The 18,095-nt window shown below is 57.1% G+C and carries 14 protein-coding genes; 12 read left to right on the forward strand and 2 right to left on the reverse strand.

Features of this window, described 5'->3' with window-relative positions; genetic code table 11:
- The first annotated feature begins 1,801 nt into the window (after positions 1-1,801).
- From QQL28_RS33525 to QQL28_RS33575, 12 genes are all read left to right on the forward strand, one after another.
- On the forward strand, positions 1,802-1,993 hold the full coding sequence (locus QQL28_RS33525) for a hypothetical protein (RefSeq protein ID WP_284272505.1): 192 nt from the start codon (positions 1,802-1,804) through the stop codon (positions 1,991-1,993).
- A 49-nt stretch (positions 1,994-2,042) separates the two neighbouring features.
- Complete coding sequence (locus QQL28_RS33530; RefSeq protein ID WP_284272507.1) at positions 2,043-2,903, forward strand: electron transfer flavoprotein subunit beta/FixA family protein; 861 nt, start codon at positions 2,043-2,045, stop codon at positions 2,901-2,903.
- Between the two features lie 9 nt (positions 2,904-2,912).
- Positions 2,913-4,223: a dicarboxylate/amino acid:cation symporter gene (locus QQL28_RS33535; RefSeq protein ID WP_284272509.1), complete on the forward strand. Its 1,311-nt coding sequence runs from the start codon at positions 2,913-2,915 to the stop codon at positions 4,221-4,223.
- 1,763 nt (positions 4,224-5,986) lie between these two features.
- Positions 5,987-6,271, forward strand: a complete 285-nt coding sequence (locus QQL28_RS46290) for a DUF7694 domain-containing protein (RefSeq protein ID WP_431309684.1) — start codon at positions 5,987-5,989, stop codon at positions 6,269-6,271.
- Positions 6,272-6,930: 659 nt separating this feature from the next.
- Positions 6,931-7,296, forward strand: coding sequence for a response regulator transcription factor (locus QQL28_RS33540; RefSeq protein ID WP_284272706.1), 366 nt, complete (start codon positions 6,931-6,933; stop codon positions 7,294-7,296).
- A 293-nt stretch (positions 7,297-7,589) separates the two neighbouring features.
- Positions 7,590-8,249, forward strand: a complete 660-nt coding sequence (locus tag QQL28_RS33545) for an FkbM family methyltransferase (protein ID WP_284272511.1) — start codon at positions 7,590-7,592, stop codon at positions 8,247-8,249.
- 185 nt (positions 8,250-8,434) lie between these two features.
- Positions 8,435-8,764 carry an H-NS histone family protein gene (locus tag QQL28_RS33550; RefSeq protein ID WP_284272513.1) on the forward strand — a complete coding sequence of 110 codons (330 nt, stop codon included), beginning with the start codon at positions 8,435-8,437 and terminating at the stop codon, positions 8,762-8,764.
- A 1,052-nt stretch (positions 8,765-9,816) separates the two neighbouring features.
- Positions 9,817-10,146: a hypothetical protein gene (locus tag QQL28_RS33555; RefSeq protein ID WP_284272516.1), complete on the forward strand. Its 330-nt coding sequence runs from the start codon at positions 9,817-9,819 to the stop codon at positions 10,144-10,146.
- Between the two features lie 1,212 nt (positions 10,147-11,358).
- Positions 11,359-12,372, forward strand: a complete 1,014-nt coding sequence (gene trpD, locus QQL28_RS33560; RefSeq protein WP_284272518.1) for an anthranilate phosphoribosyltransferase — start codon at positions 11,359-11,361, stop codon at positions 12,370-12,372.
- 5 nt (positions 12,373-12,377) lie between these two features.
- Entirely contained in the window at positions 12,378-13,178 is an 801-nt protein-coding gene (gene trpC, locus QQL28_RS33565) for an indole-3-glycerol phosphate synthase TrpC (protein ID WP_284272520.1), read from the forward strand.
- A gap of 197 nt (positions 13,179-13,375) precedes the next feature.
- Positions 13,376-13,858 (forward strand): hypothetical protein, encoded by a 483-nt coding sequence (locus QQL28_RS33570; RefSeq protein WP_284272522.1) that lies wholly within the window; start codon positions 13,376-13,378, stop codon positions 13,856-13,858.
- Positions 13,859-13,990: 132 nt separating this feature from the next.
- Positions 13,991-14,491 (forward strand): flavin reductase family protein, encoded by a 501-nt coding sequence (locus QQL28_RS33575; protein ID WP_284272524.1) that lies wholly within the window; start codon positions 13,991-13,993, stop codon positions 14,489-14,491.
- A gap of 1,177 nt (positions 14,492-15,668) precedes the next feature.
- Here the strand turns inward: QQL28_RS33575 and QQL28_RS33580 are convergent.
- Positions 15,669-16,700: an LLM class flavin-dependent oxidoreductase gene (locus tag QQL28_RS33580; protein WP_284272526.1), complete on the reverse strand. Its 1,032-nt coding sequence runs from the start codon at positions 16,698-16,700 to the stop codon at positions 15,669-15,671.
- Between the two features lie 44 nt (positions 16,701-16,744).
- Positions 16,745-17,836 carry a pyridoxal phosphate-dependent aminotransferase gene (locus QQL28_RS33585; protein ID WP_284272528.1) on the reverse strand — a complete coding sequence of 364 codons (1,092 nt, stop codon included), beginning with the start codon at positions 17,834-17,836 and terminating at the stop codon, positions 16,745-16,747.
- Between the last annotated feature and the right edge of the window lie 259 nt (positions 17,837-18,095).

Here is an 18,095-nt window from a genome sequence, read left to right on the forward strand (position 1 = left end):
CACCTTGCGATCTTTCCTCGAAAGGCGGACTTCTCTTGCTTCGGGTATCATCCCGACCTTGAATCACGACTCACGATCTAAGAAAAGTGGGTACTAGTTCATTTCCGCTGACGAGAGATGGTATGCCGCAGTGTTTCGTTCCCTGCATAGGGCATCGGCCTTGCCTTGCATGCGGAGAAGTCGAAAAAGCGATCGCAGCCATCAAACGATCTGATCCGTGCGGTCTCCGGCGTGTTCCGCGCTGCGCGCATGTGTCCTCTTACGTATTCCACGCGCGTCGTCGCGCGCGAAACGCGTGTGACGGTGCCAGAGATCAAGGACGGGGGACGATTCGCGGTGGCTTGCCGCTCTCGTGATCAACCATCCGGCTATTTCCGCTCGGGGCACGCTCATGCGATTGTGGCCTACTTAGATTCCGCAATCATGTCTCAGCCACGCCCATTATACGGACGATGCAGCAGAGTAGAGCAATTGAGGCGGCCCACAGCGCGAGGTATTCCCACCAACGCAACTCTCGCTCGAACGTCTCGCGTGCGATGGCAGCAGCCAAGCCCCCCAAGGTTAATCCGGCTAGGACGATTATGAACAAATCAATGCCTTTCATAAGTGCTCCGTTCAACCAGGCGAGCAAATGTTGCCATCGCATCTCGAACTGGCTTGTCTGGCGTTGTTTGCGTCTCGCGCCCGAGCAAGTCGCCTTGAGCTCGAACGTCGTCGCGGTTCGGTGCCACGTAAAGCTGGTTGCGCATTCTGATCGATAGCGCGCCTAGCGTTGGCTAGACCGATGAGTGGAGGGGTGAAACATCAACGTTCGGCCCACCACGGTCGGTACGCGTGACAAGCAGGAAAGAGAATCATGCGAACGCCGACACGATGGGCTATCGAAAGTCCAACTATGCAAAGGAATTCATCCGGTCGAGAAAGCCAAGAGTCCAATCCTGTTCAGCATCATTCGTTTCACGATACCGGGAAAGTGCGCCGTTCGTTTGCTATACAAGTTGAGGTCGTCCTCAACCCGAGAGAGCGACTCTCGTTGAGCTGTTCCTACAACTTCACGCTACGTACGATTCAATCCCCAAAGATAATCGTGCGAAATTGTCCAAAGACTATTCGGGCGTAGGCGCGCTCCTTAAATCGCAAGTGGGATGCTGTTGCACGACCTCCGGTCGACCGCTGTTTGCGATGGGATTGTTCGGCCTTCCCAGCTTGCCGACGCGCAGCGCTTGAGCGACATCAATGCGCTTTAAGAGCGTCTCCATCTACGTTGTGTTTGTAGCCGAACAACCGCGCTACCGCGTTGCTGAGGCTATGGGCTCGGATTGCAGCGCAGTCCGGGCCCGTCGCTTGCGAAGCGGTTCGGGCTGCACGTTTCGACGGAGCACGAATTTGCGTCTTGGTGGCCGACCGGCGCACTCGTGGGCTCCGAAAGCCCGCAAACATTCCTGATGAAAAACGAGGACTGCTATGGCTGCAGGCTGTTGCCAAGCGTACCTGGGAGGCCGCGGACCGATTGTTGCGTTGGTGACAATTCGAATGACGTGATGTTCGCAAGAGCCGTCCCTTCGAGGATTCTCGCGCGAATTACCTGTGAAAGCATTGCTCTCGGTTCTCGGCACACTACTTGCTTTGTCCAACGTAGCATCGCCACGCAGCCTGGTGATGTAGGGGCGGGCCGGCGCGCTCCGCTCGTTCGTCAGGCCCGCCCTGTTCCGCTCTCTAAGCCAGGAACTCGCATCGGCCTGGCGACAACATAAAAACTTGAGACGGCCTCGGATTAAAGGTCGCCCGAAGGGATACTCGTATGGAACGCCTGGATTACTCGCAGCCGCAGTATCGCTTGTCGCATCTTGGCCTGAGCATGCGAAAGCCATTGTCCTATCTGCGACGTATCGTCGGCATTGTTGCGTTGCGGCCACCAAGCATCGCCCCCAGTGAGTCCGCGCCAATCCACTTACATCAACGTCTGATTCTCGACGCCCGTCCACCGGTGTGAGATCTGCCCCTTTAGTCCCAATTCCCCACAGCTATTGGAGAGATGGCCAATGCATAACGTCGTCTGCATAAAGCAGGTTCCGGACTCCGCGCAGATTCGCGTCCATCCCGTAACGAACACCATTATGCGCCAGGGCGTACCGACAATCGTCAATCCTTACGATTTGTTTGCGCTCGAGGCCGCCATGGAGCTGCGCGACAAGAGTGGCGGCGAGATCACCGTTCTGACCATGGGCCCACCAGCGGCCGAAGACTCGCTGCGAAAGGCGCTGACCTTCGGTGCAGATCGCGCTGTGTTGCTCACCGATCGTGTTTTCGCAGGCGCCGATACGCTGGCGACGACATACGCGCTGGCGGCGGCCATTCGTAAGATCGGAGAAGAGTACGGCCCACCCGACCTCATCTTCGCTGGGAAGCAGACGATCGATGGCGACACAGCGCAGGTTGGGCCTGGTATTGCCAAGCGGCTTGGCGTGGTTCAGCTTACCTACGTCGCCGAGATCACGAGCCTGGATCTCGCGGCGCGCGCAATCGAGGTAGAGCGACGTTCGGAAGGCGGCGTGCAGGTGCTGCGCACCAAGCTTCCATGTCTCATTACCATGCTGGAGGCGACAAACGAGATCCGGCGAGGTGGCATGAAGGATGCGCTGCGGGCGGCACGCACTGACATCGTAAAATGGAACGCGCAGGATGCAGGTATAGCAGATATCTCGAAATGTGGTCTTAAGGGCTCGCCAACCATCGTTAAGCGCGTGTTCGCTCCCTCCAAGCGCGCCGAGAAAGCCATGCTGGTCGAGGGTGCCGATCAACCTGTGCCGGCATTAATCGATGCAATTTTCAAGCAACGGCCGAAGCTTGAAACTGAACTTGCGGCGCTGGCGCGCGCTTCCGACGTGGGCTCGGAGCGATGAGCCGTTGAAATGTCTCTCGATCTTCGCGTCGTGGTGCTGCCCATGAAGCCTTGGTACAAGATTCTGTACGCCCAGGTATTGATCGCCATTGTGCTGGGCACCATTGTTGGCTGGCTATGGCCCTCGCTCGCGACCAACGACTGGATCAAGGCGATGGGCGACGGCTTCATCAAGCTGATCAAGATGGTGATCGCCCCGATCATCTTCTGTACCGTCGTCTCCGGCATCGCCCACATCCAGGACGCCAAGAAGGTCGGCCGCATCGGCGTCAAGGCGCTGGTCTATTTCGAGATTGTGTCGACGTTTGCTCTCCTGATCGGGCTCATCGTCGGCAATCTCGTCAAGCCGGGTGCGGGCTTCGGCAGCGCCGCCGCGAGCGCGAATGCGGTCGCCAACTACGCCAAGCAGGCCGAGGGACAGAAGTCCGTCGACTTCATCCTGCACATCATCCCTGACACCGTGGTCGGCGCCTTCGCGCAAGGCGAGATCCTCCAGGTGCTGCTGTTCTCGGTGCTGTTCGGCTTCGCCATCATGGGTCTCGGCGAGCGCGGCCACGCGATCCGCAACTTCATTGACGATGCCGCCCATGCCGTGTTCGGCGTGATCTCGATCGTCATGCGCGCGGCGCCGATCGGTGCGTTCGGCGCGATGGCCTACACGATCGGCAAGTTCGGCACCGGCGCGATCCTCAACCTGATCGGCCTGATCGCGACGTTCTACGTCACCGCCGCATTGTTCGTGTTCATCGTTCTCGGCACCATCGCGCGCTTCGCCGGGTTCTCGATCTTCAAGTTCCTTGCCTACATCAAGGACGAGCTTCTGATCGTGCTCGGCACCTCGTCCTCGGAAAGCGCGCTGCCGTCCTTGATGGAGAAGCTGGAACGGCTCGGCTGCTCCAAGTCGGTGGTCGGCCTCGTGGTGCCCACGGGTTATTCGTTCAACCTCGACGGCACCAATATCTACATGACCCTGGCGACCCTGTTCATCGCGCAGGCGCTCGGCGTCGATCTCACCTTCGGCCAGCAGATCACCATCCTGGTGGTGGCCATGCTCACCTCGAAAGGCGCATCCGGCATCACCGGTGCGGGCTTCATCACGCTCGCCGCGACGCTTGCGGTAGTCGACCCGCGCCTCGTGCCTGGTATGGCGATCGTGCTCGGCATCGACAAGTTTATGAGCGAATGTCGCGCCCTAACCAACCTGTGCGGCAACGGCGTCGCTTGCGTGATCGTCGCTTGGTGGGAAGGCGAGCTCGACCGCAAGAAGCTCAATGGGCGCGTTTGCCGAATCGATCCCACGAGCCTCAGGAAATCGGGATAGGTTAGGCGGGGTTAGGCCCCGGACCTTGGGATTACCGGCTCGAACGTGGCGCCAATCCGTGCGGCTGAAGAACTAGGCATGACCGGAGGGGTAACCTAGCGATCCGAATTCCGCTGCCAAAACAAAATGACAGGGAATTCGATATCTGAAGATCTCGGTTGAGCCGGACGTAGCCGATTGCTCTATAGCTCATGGACGTCGGCCGTTAGCTCGCGACGGGCATCTGGAGGCGGCACATTCAGATGTAAGGTACGCAACGTTCCATGCCACGACCAAAACGAGACAAAACTATTTCCGAAGAAGTTCTGTTAGTGCGTCAATCGAGTCCGCCGAGCAACGAATATCCTCAATGTCCCGAGATAACGTGAGCGCTCTTACCGCTATGGCCGAAAGATCTGGAATCTGACACTCAAGTTCATTCAGGCGTTGGTTCAGGTCTTCTAGCTGGGTCTGAAGTTGTTCGATCTCCGCATCTTTCCGTATTGGAGAGTTAATGGTCCAGTCCCGTAGTGCTTGCATGAGTCGTCCCCCTTTTTAGCTCGCGCCATGTCTTAGCGATGTTCGTGGCCGAATTGGGAATTGTCGAATGCTTGGCGGTTTAACGTCGCACCAAACCCGCTCTGTTTCTGGCGGCCTTCGCAGCGCTAGCTTCGTAGCGCGGACCTCAACAAGCTACGGTGCTGGCTGGGTAGTGAATAAGGCTTAGCCGGCCACCGGAGTGGCTTGAATCTGACGTTGCGTCAGGTTGTAGGTCTTCAGACAATCGCGATCGGCTTTACGGCGACACGTTAAGTCGATGTAGTCGGCTCTCAGGGAGAGTTGGCTGCCTCGCGGGGGATCAAACACGTGCAAAGAGCATTCAAATCAATGCGTGATGAAGGGCACAAGCGAAATCAGGATCCGTATGGTCGGAGCGCTCGTACCGAAGCGCCCGCAGGCGGTCGGCAATGGCAGAAGGAGCATTTGAGGGCGGACGCGGCGCGTCCATTTCCTTTGGCTCCGATCCTTGGCGACCGCGGAATGAAGCAGCGGATGAGACCGATAGCGCCATCGGATCAAATAGTTCGGGTTCGTCTTCTCGCAGACCTTGGTCCGAATAAGACAATATGTTCGGCGTGGCCGTCGTTCGACAAAACAACCCATCTCGCAGAATTTAGGGAAAGCGGTGGTGATGGCGCAGTCTACCATTGGTAGGATCAACCGTTTACTTCAAGAGACGGGCCGCTTGAAGGTTTGCAACGACCACGCCGGAGTTCGGCGCTAAGGCCGCCGCTCGTCGCTTATCGGTGAGCTAGAGTTGCTTCTGGTGCTCGGGAGGCTCGAAGGGGAGTTGGGTCGTTCAGATCGGATCCTACGAGCGAGCCAATGGGAGTGGCGGCAAGCGTGGCAATCCCTGTCGCTTAATCTGGGGCACTTGCCCAGCTTCGGCGGGATCGCCCCTTGCGCCGAACCAAGACGAGCACGTCAAAGCAAAGCTGACAGCGCGGAATAACGACGCATCTCATTGATGTAGAAGGTGAACGGATGAGGAAGCAGAAGGGGCGTCGCTCGGCAGCGCTCGAGGGAGCGTCTGAGCAGAACGTGATCTCCGTCAGATCCAGTGTATCTGCGCGGCAAAAGGAGCTAGCATGAGAGTGCAAATTGCGGACCAGCTCGAGGGTGGTCGCGTACGATATGGACAATTCGCCAGCGCACCGGGATCAGGTCCTTGCGGTCTCTTCATTGTGCAGGGGCCCTGCGGCTGTAAACTCAAGATCGTTGGAATGCTCCAGGCGGGCTGGGAACATGTCTCCGTTTCGATCCCGCGGCGCTGTCCGAATTGGCAGGAGATGTGCTTCGTCAAGGATCTATTTTGGGACGAGGAAGAGTGCGTGATGCAGCTTCATCCGCCCCGGTCCGAATACGTGAATAACAACCGATACTGTCTGCATCTGTGGAGGCCGACTAGTCGGGCAATTCCAACACCACCCTCGGGGCTCGTCGGCATAGTCGGGATTGGTCCATCTGAAGCGGCTAGGCTCGCTGCACAAATATGGGTTGTCGGATGACCGGACCCATGGGGCGTCTTGAGGGAGAACGCGCGATCAACAATTGAGCCTCATCATCCTCGTGACGGAGAGGCGCTGTAGGCAGGTCCGCGGGCGTGAAGCGTGGACGGTGCATCGGGTCCATTTTGTGGGCTCAGGAACAGCGACGTGGATCCGTAACCCGCAGTCATCCGCCAGCTTTTGCTTATCATGCGGACCCATCCACTGTTCGGATGTGTTCTATCGATACAATCAATTTTACGAGCTAGCGAGAACGGCGGATAACAAACGCCGCTTCGCAGAGACGAATTCAGGCCTATCAGAATGGTACCGAGAAGAATTCTCAGGTTCGCCTCGAGCATCGAGGGCGGATACCAATTAAAGCAACGTGTTTTCAGTAACTCGCGCAAAAACTTGCCAGCGTCGCGTGGTCGAGGGCTGTCGGCAAACCTTCGTATAAATAGTGCAACCATTTCTATGTTGGATACCTACTACCGTTCGATTGAACCATCGCTCGCTCCGGTCTTAGCCTCGCGGCGAAGGCGAGAACTATCGATTGCAGGTGTCTAATGCTGCTTCAGAAGGATCGAGTGCAGTGCGGCCAGGTCGCGTCGCAAGTGCAAAAGAGGTCCCTCCTAGATCTAGTCCGAGTGGCCCACACGCTCAATATCATCTCCGTCATGTGCGACGATCAGTCGGTTCGCGAACCACTCATGAACATGATCATTTCAGCCGGCTGCGTGGCCGAGCTCTTCCGAAGTGCAGATGAATTCCTGAGCTCAAAAAGTGACATCAGCACGTCTTGTTTGATCGCGGACATGCAGTTGCCGAGCGCAACTGGGCTCGACTTATACGAGCAGCTCGTCGCATCCGGAAACGTAATTCCCATCATCCTGCTTGTGGCAGGCCCCGACGACGACAACCGTGCGCGCGCGCTGCAAGCCGGCGTGTCGCATTTCCTGTGTAAGCCGTTCGACAAAGGCGAACTGCTTGCGTGCATCAAATCGACACTCAAAGACCGAAAGACGATTCGAGGTCGTCCTTGAATATGGGCATGCCAGCTTGGATATCCCGTCGTGCGAGCGCCGGTTGAGCCCGACCCTAGCGGCGGATGGGATGAGAGTATTTATCATGCCGACCTCAAATCATTTGGCAGCACGATCCCGCTTTCCAGGCGCGTTGAAAGTGGGCCGAACGCAGGGCGCCAAAGCGCTGATGCTCGCACGGCAAGAATCGCACGTGCACTTAACTAGAGGAGAGGTTCAATGAAGATGACGCCGTTGTTCAGAGAAGGTCCACGGACGCCGATAACGCAGTCCATGCATGAGGACTACAGCGCATGCTAGAATCGACGTCGTCTTTAGATGTGCACGAGCAGCTTGTTTCACTTCTGGAAAATTCACGACCTGTTATTCTAGATATCGGCTGTAATGATGGAACCGACACAAAACGGTTTCTCGAGCTGTGCCCCGAGGCGCGGTTCTACTGTTTTGAGCCGGACCCCCGCGCTGCGGTCCGCTTTAAGAGGAACATGAATCCGGACCTCGACAACGTGAGTCTATTTGAAATCGCGATCAGCGATCGAAATGGAACGATCGATTTCCATCCTAGCAATGGGGACGGGGAGGTGGAGGAATGGGACCTCTCTGGCTCAATACGTCGGCCAAAGAACCATCTTGCTGAATATGAATGGGTTCGATTTGATCATCCAATCTCGGTTGAAACTCGAAGGTTGGATGACTGGACCAGTGAAGCTAACGTGGACAAGATTGATTTGATTTGGATGGATGTTCAGGGTGCGGAGTCCGATGTCATCGCTGGTGGCAAACGGGCTTTGAGCAATACGCGGTTCATCTACACGGAATATAGTGACCGCGAGCTTTATGAAGGCCAGCTGTCCCTGCACGCCATACTTGAGCTTTTACCATCATTCGAAGTGGTAAGGCTGTTTCCCCGCGCAGTGGAGGGTGATGTATTGCTTAGGAATACGGGCTGTTAACGCGGTCTCTGCTTTCTTTGCTGCGAGAGGCCGCATCACGCGACCGCGTGATGCGGCAGCGCAGTTCGGGTCAGGGTCGCTAGGGCAAGCGATGGTTTATTCGTTTCGCCTCTCGCGATAGCGCTTGCAGATCAGTTCGCGCGCGAGTATTTGATCGATGAAAGTTCTCGCGTTGGCAGACCGCAATGAAGATGAATGACCTGAAGTCAATGAGTGTCGACGAGCTGTGGAATCTCCATGCAATGGTGTCTGCCGCTCTCACTCAACGGATTGCGGCGGAAAAGGTCAGCCTCGAGGAGCGGCTGCGAACCATCGGAGCGCTTGAGAAGCCCGCCCGTGAGCGTCGGCCCTACCCGCCTGTGCGGCCAAAGTATCGAAATCCGAAGAACCCGGCGCAAACCTGGTCAGGGCGTGGGAAGTTACCCAGATGGCTCGACCCGCAACTTCGTGCCGGCCGAAAGTTGGATGACTTCCTCATTGATCGACCTGCGCGTAAGCGTCGCCACAAAGCCTGACAGGCCGGTCAGCAAATTCCGATTCGACTTAATACGACCATGCCTGTTTTGAGCTGTTGGCTCTGACCAGTTACGGCTTTTTTCATGCGTGCCTCGCAAATGCTCGATGGCCGCGTCAGAACCTTCGGCTCTGCGCTTCCGCACTTTCCAGGCCACCAATAGCTCAACCTGAGCGGCCAACGCCGCCCGGCGAGAGCTGATGGTCTTAATTTCTGGACTTTCGACAAATCTTCTCCGCGAACGGATTTCGGCATCCTCTTTTAGGGCCCCAAGGCCTTTCAGTGGAGGATTAATGATCGGCTAGACAGCGGAGCAACGTGCTACGCATCATCGGCTGACCAAGAGATCTGGTCCGTCTTCTTCCATCTGTTTGCGTTCGCGACCCAATGCACCAGAAGGGGCTGTCAGGTGGCGTCACAAAGTCGTTGAGGGCGATGACGAGGCAACGATGTCTTAAAGCTAGCTACGACGTTAGCCGTTTCTGAGGATCTATTGGACTGCGAGTACAGGTCCACATTTTGGGCCGAGCAGCCTCACTCCACGAGCTATATAGCTACCGCGCGGCGGCTCCACATAGTCGCCCCCATCGATCCAAAAGGACATATCGTCGATCGCAAGCTGCGGATTATAAGTCCACCCGGTCTGGACAGCTTTCACCACCGCGAAGGCACCATGGGGTGAAAACGAGTCCGGGATGACGACATCAGCATCCGGCTCGCATCCTGATAGAACCTCAATAAGCTCTTTCACCTTCATTTTCGTAGCCTTAGGATCGCAGTTGCGTGGAGTATCCATCTATGACTTCTGTAGGATCAGTAAACCCCACGTCAAGCTGCAAGCTACCGATCCCAAACAACATCGTTGCGTCCGCGCGCAGCGCCAGCTCGAGGCAGTCGAGATGTCAGCGGAGCGCGACGTTCTCGGGTGCCTGTCATGATTCATCCGTGGCGAATTGATCCGGTTGTCTCTTGAACGGTTCGCTCAGCGCCGCCGCACCGGCGCAGCTGGGCGATGCACGAGTGATCGAATGCCGACGTTCCACGAGCAGGAAGGTGGCTCAGCGCACAGCCGATTCGTTTTCTGACCTGCGAGATAGTGCACAAGAGCTGATGCCGCCAGGTGAGCGGCTGAGCTATGTCGGCGAACATCATCAGTCCATCTTCGGCGATCTGGCCTTGAGTGAAGCAGTTTCGGCTGCTGCTTCTCCAGCAGAATTATATTGCGTCGCGAGAACCGTCGAGGGCTTGAACCGGACCCAGCGTCAAGTTGTAGAAGTGCAAACTAGTGTCGCAACACAAACCACAAAAAGGGATCGTTTCATGATCTCCTCGCTGTTCCGCCGGGAAAGCGCAACCGCTTTGGAAAGAGAGACCTCTCAATGATGCTGTTTCTAGTTCTGCTTCCGATTTTGTTCGTGGGTTTTGCAACTGGGTACGCTATCCGCGCATGGCGCTCTCGAAAAAGGCGTGAGCGCTATCGTCTGTACGGGCCTTATCTTCGGCCAACATCCCGCATTACAGAACGTCCGACTGAGTTGTCTAAGCGCAGAGCATTCTGATGCTTCATAGTAAGAGCGGGGCTTAGGCCTGAGGCGGATAGCCGAAAGGTGGGCCTAGTCGGCGGTTCAGCGGATAACGCGCATGGGCGCCTTCCGGTAATCGATGCCCGTCTTATCGACCGTACGCGATCATGGACGTGGAGGCGCTGGTGCGGACAAAGAAATCCGAGCTAGCCGGTTGTCAGAGCGTCCCATGAGTGCGGGCCCTTGATGCGACACCTCGTTCGCGAGCCTCGCGTCATCTCCACCTGCAGAGCCCCCGCCGAGTGCACCGGCGGGGGTGTCTTCTAAATGCCAAGGCGCAGATCGAGCTCGATGCGGCTCCACGAAAAAAGCAAGGACCTTGATAGGAAGATGCTGAAAGGAGAGTTCGTCAGGTTGAAAGGCGACCGCCTATCTTGGCATCCATTTCACGATCCCGCGTGTCTTTGATGCGCGTCGGGACCACGCGCTAAGCAGTTCTGACGAGAACGGTTCCGCGTGCCATCTTGAGATTGCACCGTTGGCCCCTCGATCATTGCCGTCGCTCCACCGTCGGCCAGTGGCGCTGGCCATCACCGCTGTTAGGCAGGCGGCTTTTCTCTGTTTGGGCGCGCGTGCCGCTGCTCAATCACGACAGCGGCAGAGGTGTTACCAAGGTCCCGCAGGGAGGCGTCTCGAGATTGCGAGCCGAACGGCGTCGAGGGTGCGTCCTGTGGCAATGTTCGCCAGGCTGATGCACGCCAGTGTTGGCGAAAAGTCCGTCTGCGTTTGTGAGTGTGTGGCCTCTGGCTCGTTCACTAAATCGCTTGAAGTTATCGCAGCGTCAAGTTGTAGGCTTCAAGGATCGATCACGACCAAAAGCGACTGCCGCGCCAATGATGCAGCTGCGCTCGCGGTTCGCGTGAATGCTGATGAAGGTGGGGTGTGGTGGAAGCGAGATCTGGAGCATCTTACAGTTACCGCGTGCTTCTTTGGAAGCGGCTCGCTCGATCCACCGGCTCTTGCCCAATTGTTAAGCGCTAGCAACACACTCCGACCGCTCTGAGAGCAGGCGATGAATCTCAAATGGATTATGGGCAAAGCCGCGAGCGGCGTCCCGTTGGACCAGCAGGAAATGGCCTTGGCGATCGACAGTATGATGTCGGGCCAGGCGACGCCCTCGCAAATGGGCGGGTTGCTGTTGGCGCTGAGGGTGCGCGGCGAGACAGTTGAGGAGATCACCGGCGCGGTTTCCGCGATGCGCGGCAAAATGGTGCGGGTCGATGCGCCGGCCGAATCGATCGACATTGCGGGCACCGGCGGCGACGGTTTGGGTTCGGTCAACGTCTCGACATGTGCTTCTTTCATCGTCGCGGGCGCCGGCATTCCTGTCGCCAAGCATGGCAATCGCGCACTCTCCTCACGCTCGGGCTCGGCAGATGTACTGGCATCGCTCGGCGTCAAGATCGACTTGAAGGCCGAAGGTGTCGCTCGCTGTGTCCGGGATGCCGGCATCGGGTTCATGTTTGCGCCGACCCACCATCCGGCGCTGAAAAACGTGAGCGCAACCCGAATCGAGCTTGCGACCCGCACAATATTTAATCTCGTCGGGCCGCTCTGCAATCCTGCGGGCGTGAAGCGGCAGATGATCGGCGTGTTTTCGCGCAAGTGGGTGCAGCCGTTAGCAGAAGTCTGCAAGAGGCTCGGCGCGGAATCGGCGTGGGTGGTGCACGGCAGCGATGGGCTCGACGAGATTACGCTCACCGGCCCCACCTTTGTCAGCGCCCTCGACAAAGGCCAGATTCGCAGCTTCGAGATGACGCCGGAAGAAGCCGGGTTCCCCCGTTACGGAAAGGAGGAACTGAAGGGTGGGGACCCCCATACCAACGCGATTGCACTACGAAGCGTGCTCGAAGGTATGCCAGGCCCATATCGCGATGTTGCTCTCTTGAACGCGGCAGGGGCCTTTATAGTGGCCGGTCGCGCCACAACTTTGAAGGAAGGCGTGCGTCTCGGACAGGAATCACTTGGCAGTGGCGCCGCCGCCGCGCGGCTGAAGCATCTGGTCGCAGTCTCTAACGCCGAATAGACAAGATGACTGACCCGGATATTCTGACGAAAATTGAGACATATAAGCGCGAAGAAATCGCAGCTGCCAGGCGCGCGCTTCCGCGTGCCGAGCTCGACGCGCACGCACGGCGTGCGCCGTCTCCGCGTGGTTTTCTGAGCACAATTCGTAAAAAGCACGCGTCGGGTGGCTATGCCCTCATCGCTGAGGTCAAGAGAGCGTCGCCGTCAAGGGGACTCATTCGCACCGACTTCCATCCGCCGTCGCTTGCCAGATCGTATGAAGCAGGGGGCGCGGCCTGCCTCTCGGTCTTGACGGACAAACCGTCCTTTATGGGTGACCTTGATTTTATGGAAGCGGCGCGCGCCGCCACCAACCTGCCAGTCTTGCGTAAGGATTTCATTTTCGACACTTATCAGGTGATCGAGGCTCGCGCTCGTGGCGCCGACTGCATTCTGCTGATTATGGCAGCGCTGGACGACGGGGCTGCCAACGACCTCGAGGCTGCGGCCTTAGCGTACGGTATGGATGTGTTGATCGAGATCCATGACCACTCCGAGCTTGATCGCGCCCTCAAGCTCCGCTCGCAGATGATTGGCATCAATAACCGTAACCTGCGCACGTTTGTGACAAATCTCAAGACAAGTGAAACGTTGGCACCGCTGATCCCGAAGGATCGACTGATTGTCAGCGAAAGCGGAATCTGCGCGTTCACTGATCTCGAGCGGCTCTCACGAGCCGGTATCGCAACCTTCCTTGTGGGCGAAAGTCTAATGCGTCAGTCCGACCTGACGACAGCAACTCGCGCGCTGCTCTCCAAAAACTAAGCTGTGGCCACCGGGGCATATCAATGACAACCAAAACGTCCAACCGGTTGATCCGGAACGCTCATAGCTACGCCGAGAGTAGCAGCCTTCACATGGTCTGTGGATCTGGAGGACGCGTCGAAGTGCAACGCGCTGAAGCAAATAGTCCTGGTGCGACGAGTTCGAAGTCGGCTCTAGCGACATGGCGTTGTTCGCGAATGCTGATCGCACGTCGGAACATTGTGGACCACCGAGCACCGCAGCAAATGACCAGTTTGCGCACTGTTGCGGCGCGTTGGTCCCTACGCCTTGAGAACGACTGGGCTGATGTCAGTCACTGTGAGGCTCGCAGCAGTCTCGTTAGCGATATGTTCGGCCATCATGACGATAAGTCTCGTCAAAAACTCGACCGAGGCACCCGTACCGGCATTGTTCCAACGGAGGCGCCTGCTCAATGTGTCACCGAGCCGAAAGAACGCATCTCGATCGGGGAGGAAGGCCACCTCGGACCACCTGAAACTGGAAACGACATGCAAGAACAAACATTTCAGCGCAATCAGCTAGCTGGTCGATCGCAGCTGACCACGACCGACCTTCCCACGTCATCCCAGGCGGTGGTATTGATCAAGCTCGGCTACGTCAAGTCGAGGCCAGAAGTGTCGCCCAATCGATCCTCGACAAAGACCAGCCAATGCCAGTGACAAGGCGCAAAACTGTTCGCCGCCAGGTCGGAGAGCCCGAGGGCCGCGAGCAACACGATGTCCGCACAGGGCGAAGGCTCAAACTTGCACGTTGCCCCACAGGCGGGCTGCTGTTCCTAGGTGTCTTGTCCGATGAGTGAGATTCAATCAATCGAGGCGGCCGAGTTTCGTCAGGCTATGCGAAATCTGGCCAGCGGTGTTGCGATCGTGGCGACGGGAACGGCGCTTGAGCGGCGTGGGTTAACGGTGAGTTCTATTACCTCGATTTGCATAGAGCCCCCTTGTTTGCTGGTTGGCATCAATATCAGTTCGGGGACACACGATGCGATACTTGCGAACGGCAAATTTGGCGTGAGCCTCCTTGCTATTGATCATCAGGACATCGCTCTGCGATTCGCCGGCCGCGATGGCTCCAAAGGTATCCAACGGTTCGATACGGCTCCTTGGGATCAGGGGACCCTCGATGTACCGTTATTGCAAAGCGCGATCTGCGCTCTCGAGTGCGTTCTACACCACTACGAGGTCGTCGGTACGCACGGGATGTTCATCGGCCGGACCGTTGCGGTGCGCCCAGGGGACGGCAGTCCGCTTATTAACTGTCGCGGCGAGCTTCGAACATTACCACACGATTGAGTGTCGTGTCTTGCAGTTTCGTTTCAACCCCGGTGGCTAGACTCGTAACCGGAAAGAGAAATGGCGGTGCGGAGTTATGGACGTAGATTACTCGCTCGAGAGCGACGTCACTAACAGAGCCGCTCGACTTTTGCCTGTTCTCTTGAGAGATGCGCTCAGCGATCTCAACGAGGCTTGGAGGCATCACGCTCGTTGACCGGGACGATGCGTTGGTTCCAACCATCGAGTGCACAACCTGCCCGGTCACCCGAAATGACGACAGAGGGCGGGACTAGACGACAGCTAGATGATCGCTGGTGCTCGCAAAGCTGCTGAATCGATCTCAAAGCAAATGCCATCTGCGCGCATACCGAAAAGCGAGATCTGAATAGAGAGCCTCCGTGTCCCGCGCCGTCGCACATGCGTTCACGCCCGCATGGACTTGAAATCCCTTATCCCGCCTCGGCTTTCAGGCCGTCACGACCCCTCGACCGACCAAACAAGACTATGGCAGGCGCTGCCATTCGCTGATGCTTTCGGGAATTCCCATGTTCGATGGATCACCTGCCGAGGGCCAAGGGCACGCGCCCTTCGCCAGTGCCTCGGCCGCCGCTGCCGGGGAACTGTGGTACTCTAGCGTCTCACCGGCAAATACGATCGCAAATCCCTTTGGCGTGGGGACGATTTGAGCCTTTCCTGCGTGCGTTCTAAAGACCCATTTCACCACTTGCAGCTCTCCGAAATTCCAGCTTCAAACCGTCGAGGCGAGCAGAGCGGTAGGCCGGGCGAGAAATGCTGTCGCAGCCTCCCGTGCCCAATCGGATGGCAAGAGTTAGTGCGCGACGACTTCACTGTTGGCGATTAGATCGTGCGGCGGGGTTCGTCAATAACCAGTCTGGCGCTGTTAGGCGCGGTCTCGCCAGCCGCGGCCGTAACCTCGAAAGAGGCTAGCTCGAAAGGTGCCACCCACTGGCTTCGGGATAATTGCGCCGCCAAGCCGGGAGACCTGGTAAGCCGAACTCGTCAAATTCGGAACGCCGCCTAGCTTACTGCATGCGTTTCAAGTCTAGGCGCGAGAGCAAGACAGGTAAGAAGTGAAGCTGTGCGATGGTCGAGGTAGCCGCCAGCGTCTAGCATTTAGGAGGCGTCAAAAGATATAGCAGGCAACCATTCATCGCCAGCGCCGGCACGGTGAGCTTCATGTCCAGCCAGCGCCAGCGACGGATCGAATGATGATCGCCGTGTTCAATGAAGCATCCAGGGGGAGATCACCAAATGCGAGTTGACAAAGAAGATAATTGGCACCCGCCTCTTCGATGTGATTAAGAAGAGTTTGTCGAATCGAAGCGGCCGTCCCGGCGACACACAGCTCACTCTCGATTGCTGCATCGAAGGTCAGGGGTAGGTTCGGTGGAGTGGGGATGTTGTTGCGGTCATAAAGGAACTTAAAGTTCTGGAGCCAGCGATCGTAAGCCGGCGCAGCGAGTGAATAGGCATCTGCTTCAGAACTGCCAGCTACGACCATGCGAAGCAAGCCAAGAAACGGCGACGATTGATCGTTCGTCTTTAAGCGTATCTCTCGACGCGAGCGGTAGGCATTAGTGACCCTTCGAACAGACGATGAAGGTCCGATGCTTGCGATGTTTGCGCCAATCTCAGCGGCCCAGCTTGCCGACTCCGGCTGATTTACGGCGATCCATGTCGGGGGATGCGGTCGCTGATGAGGCGATATCGTCAATGGAACGTCATCCAACCGGAAATGATCGCCCTCGTAGCAGAGCGAGCCGCCTCGCATTGCCTTAACTAGGATTTCGCTGGCTTCTGCATAACGGCCTGGTGCTGCGTCCGCACTGACCCCGAAATAGCCCAATTCGATTGGAAGGGAGCCGCGCCCAATGCCAAGCTCAAGTCGGCCGCCGCTCAAGTGGTCCAGCATGCAGGCCTCTTCAAAAGCTCGCAGGGGGTGATGAAGGCTAAGCAGCATGACCATCGGGCCAATGCGAAGATGTGTTGTGCGTTGTGCGACGCTAGACAAAAACAGATTCGGTGCGGGGCTCATCCCATGCGGAGTGCAGTGGTGCTCGGCCAGATGATAAGCATAGTACCCCAGGCGATCGCATGCCTCGGCGAGTAGGAGGCGATCATTATACTGTTTGGCGACATCATGGCCGTCTGCGTCCAGGTGATCGAAGATGCCGAACGCTAGTTTTGAAGGAAGGGTACTTGTCACTCGATCACCTCATGTAGTGAATCTGAATAATAATTGGCTTGGGGTCAGTTTGACGATGAAGAAATGCGACTTACGGTTGAAAGAAACACATCCATTTGCCTTTCTGTGCCGATCGTAATGCGTATAAAGTTCTCGAGACCTTTTTCGGGGAAGAACGCAACAAGCACGTTCTGCCTCTGCAATGTGGCCTGCCACCAAGCGCCATCGTGTCCTTCGGGCACGCGGGCTAGCAAGAAATTGGCGTGGGAAGGCAACACAGTAAACCCAAGCTTCGATAGCGCGACGCTCGTTCGATCCCTTTCGAGCATGATCTGTCGATGGTTCTCCTCGAAAGCCGCTCGATGCGCAATGACGCTCATGCCGACCGCATGACCAATCACATTCATGTTGAAGAGGTTCTGCATCGTACGAAGCCTGCCGATAAGCTCGGGGTGACCGAAACCGAAGCCGACTCGAAGGCCCGCGGTGGCATAACTTTTTGAAAAAGTGCGCAACAGCAGAAGATTTGAATAGCGATTGACGAGACGTAGGCCGTTATCGGGCGCGAAGTCGACATACGCTTCGTCAAGTACGATCAGTCGATCCGATTGTACTACGAGCCTTTCGATATCCGCGATCGGAACAAACGTTCCCGTCGGATTGTTCGGGTTGGCGAGCACGACGAACTTGGCATCTCGGGCGGGGCCGAAAAGCAGTTGGTGCGTTGGTAGGGAATGGTCTTTACCCCACCCGATCTCCAGAAATTGGGCCTCGTGCAACATGGCGAGCTTGCGGTTAAATGAAAACCCGGGTGACATCATCGCTACGGCATCGCCTGGAGCGAGGAACGCTTTGTAGATAAGGCCGAGGAGTTCAGACGAACCGTTCCCTGCAATCACCTGATCGGCAGAGAGGCCGTAAGTGGAGGCGGCCGCCTCTCTTAGGCCGACATTGTCATCTTCCGGGTACAGATAATGCCGCTCAAAGGCTGCAATCGCGGCTTCCCTGACGATTGCCGGCAACGGGAATGGGTTCTCATTCATGTTGAGCTTGACGCAATTTGCGTCAAGCTCAGGGGCAGCGGGCGGTGGAATTTCCAACTGTTTTGCCACGTGTGAAAGGGATGAGAGTGCGCTCAGCAGCCTGGCGTCTGACATGTGGTCGCTCCGTCGAAAGGCATGGGTTCTAAGCATGGCGATGGTCCCATCTGAGTGAAACACTCTGTATTTTGCGCATGAGCGTCCGCACCAGCAGGCCGGCCATGGCTCTCCACAGCCGGTCGGCGGGGCTTCACCTGTTCTTATATGGCTATCCTAACAGTTGCATGAACTACAACGAAAAACTACAACTTGTGTAGCGCAGCAGGATTGCGCGCTCGTCGGATGTGCACTCTGCCATGATCAAGCAGAAAAGAAT

It is taken from the genome of Bradyrhizobium iriomotense (genome assembly GCF_030160715.1).
Classification (GTDB): domain Bacteria; phylum Pseudomonadota; class Alphaproteobacteria; order Rhizobiales; family Xanthobacteraceae; genus Bradyrhizobium; species Bradyrhizobium iriomotense.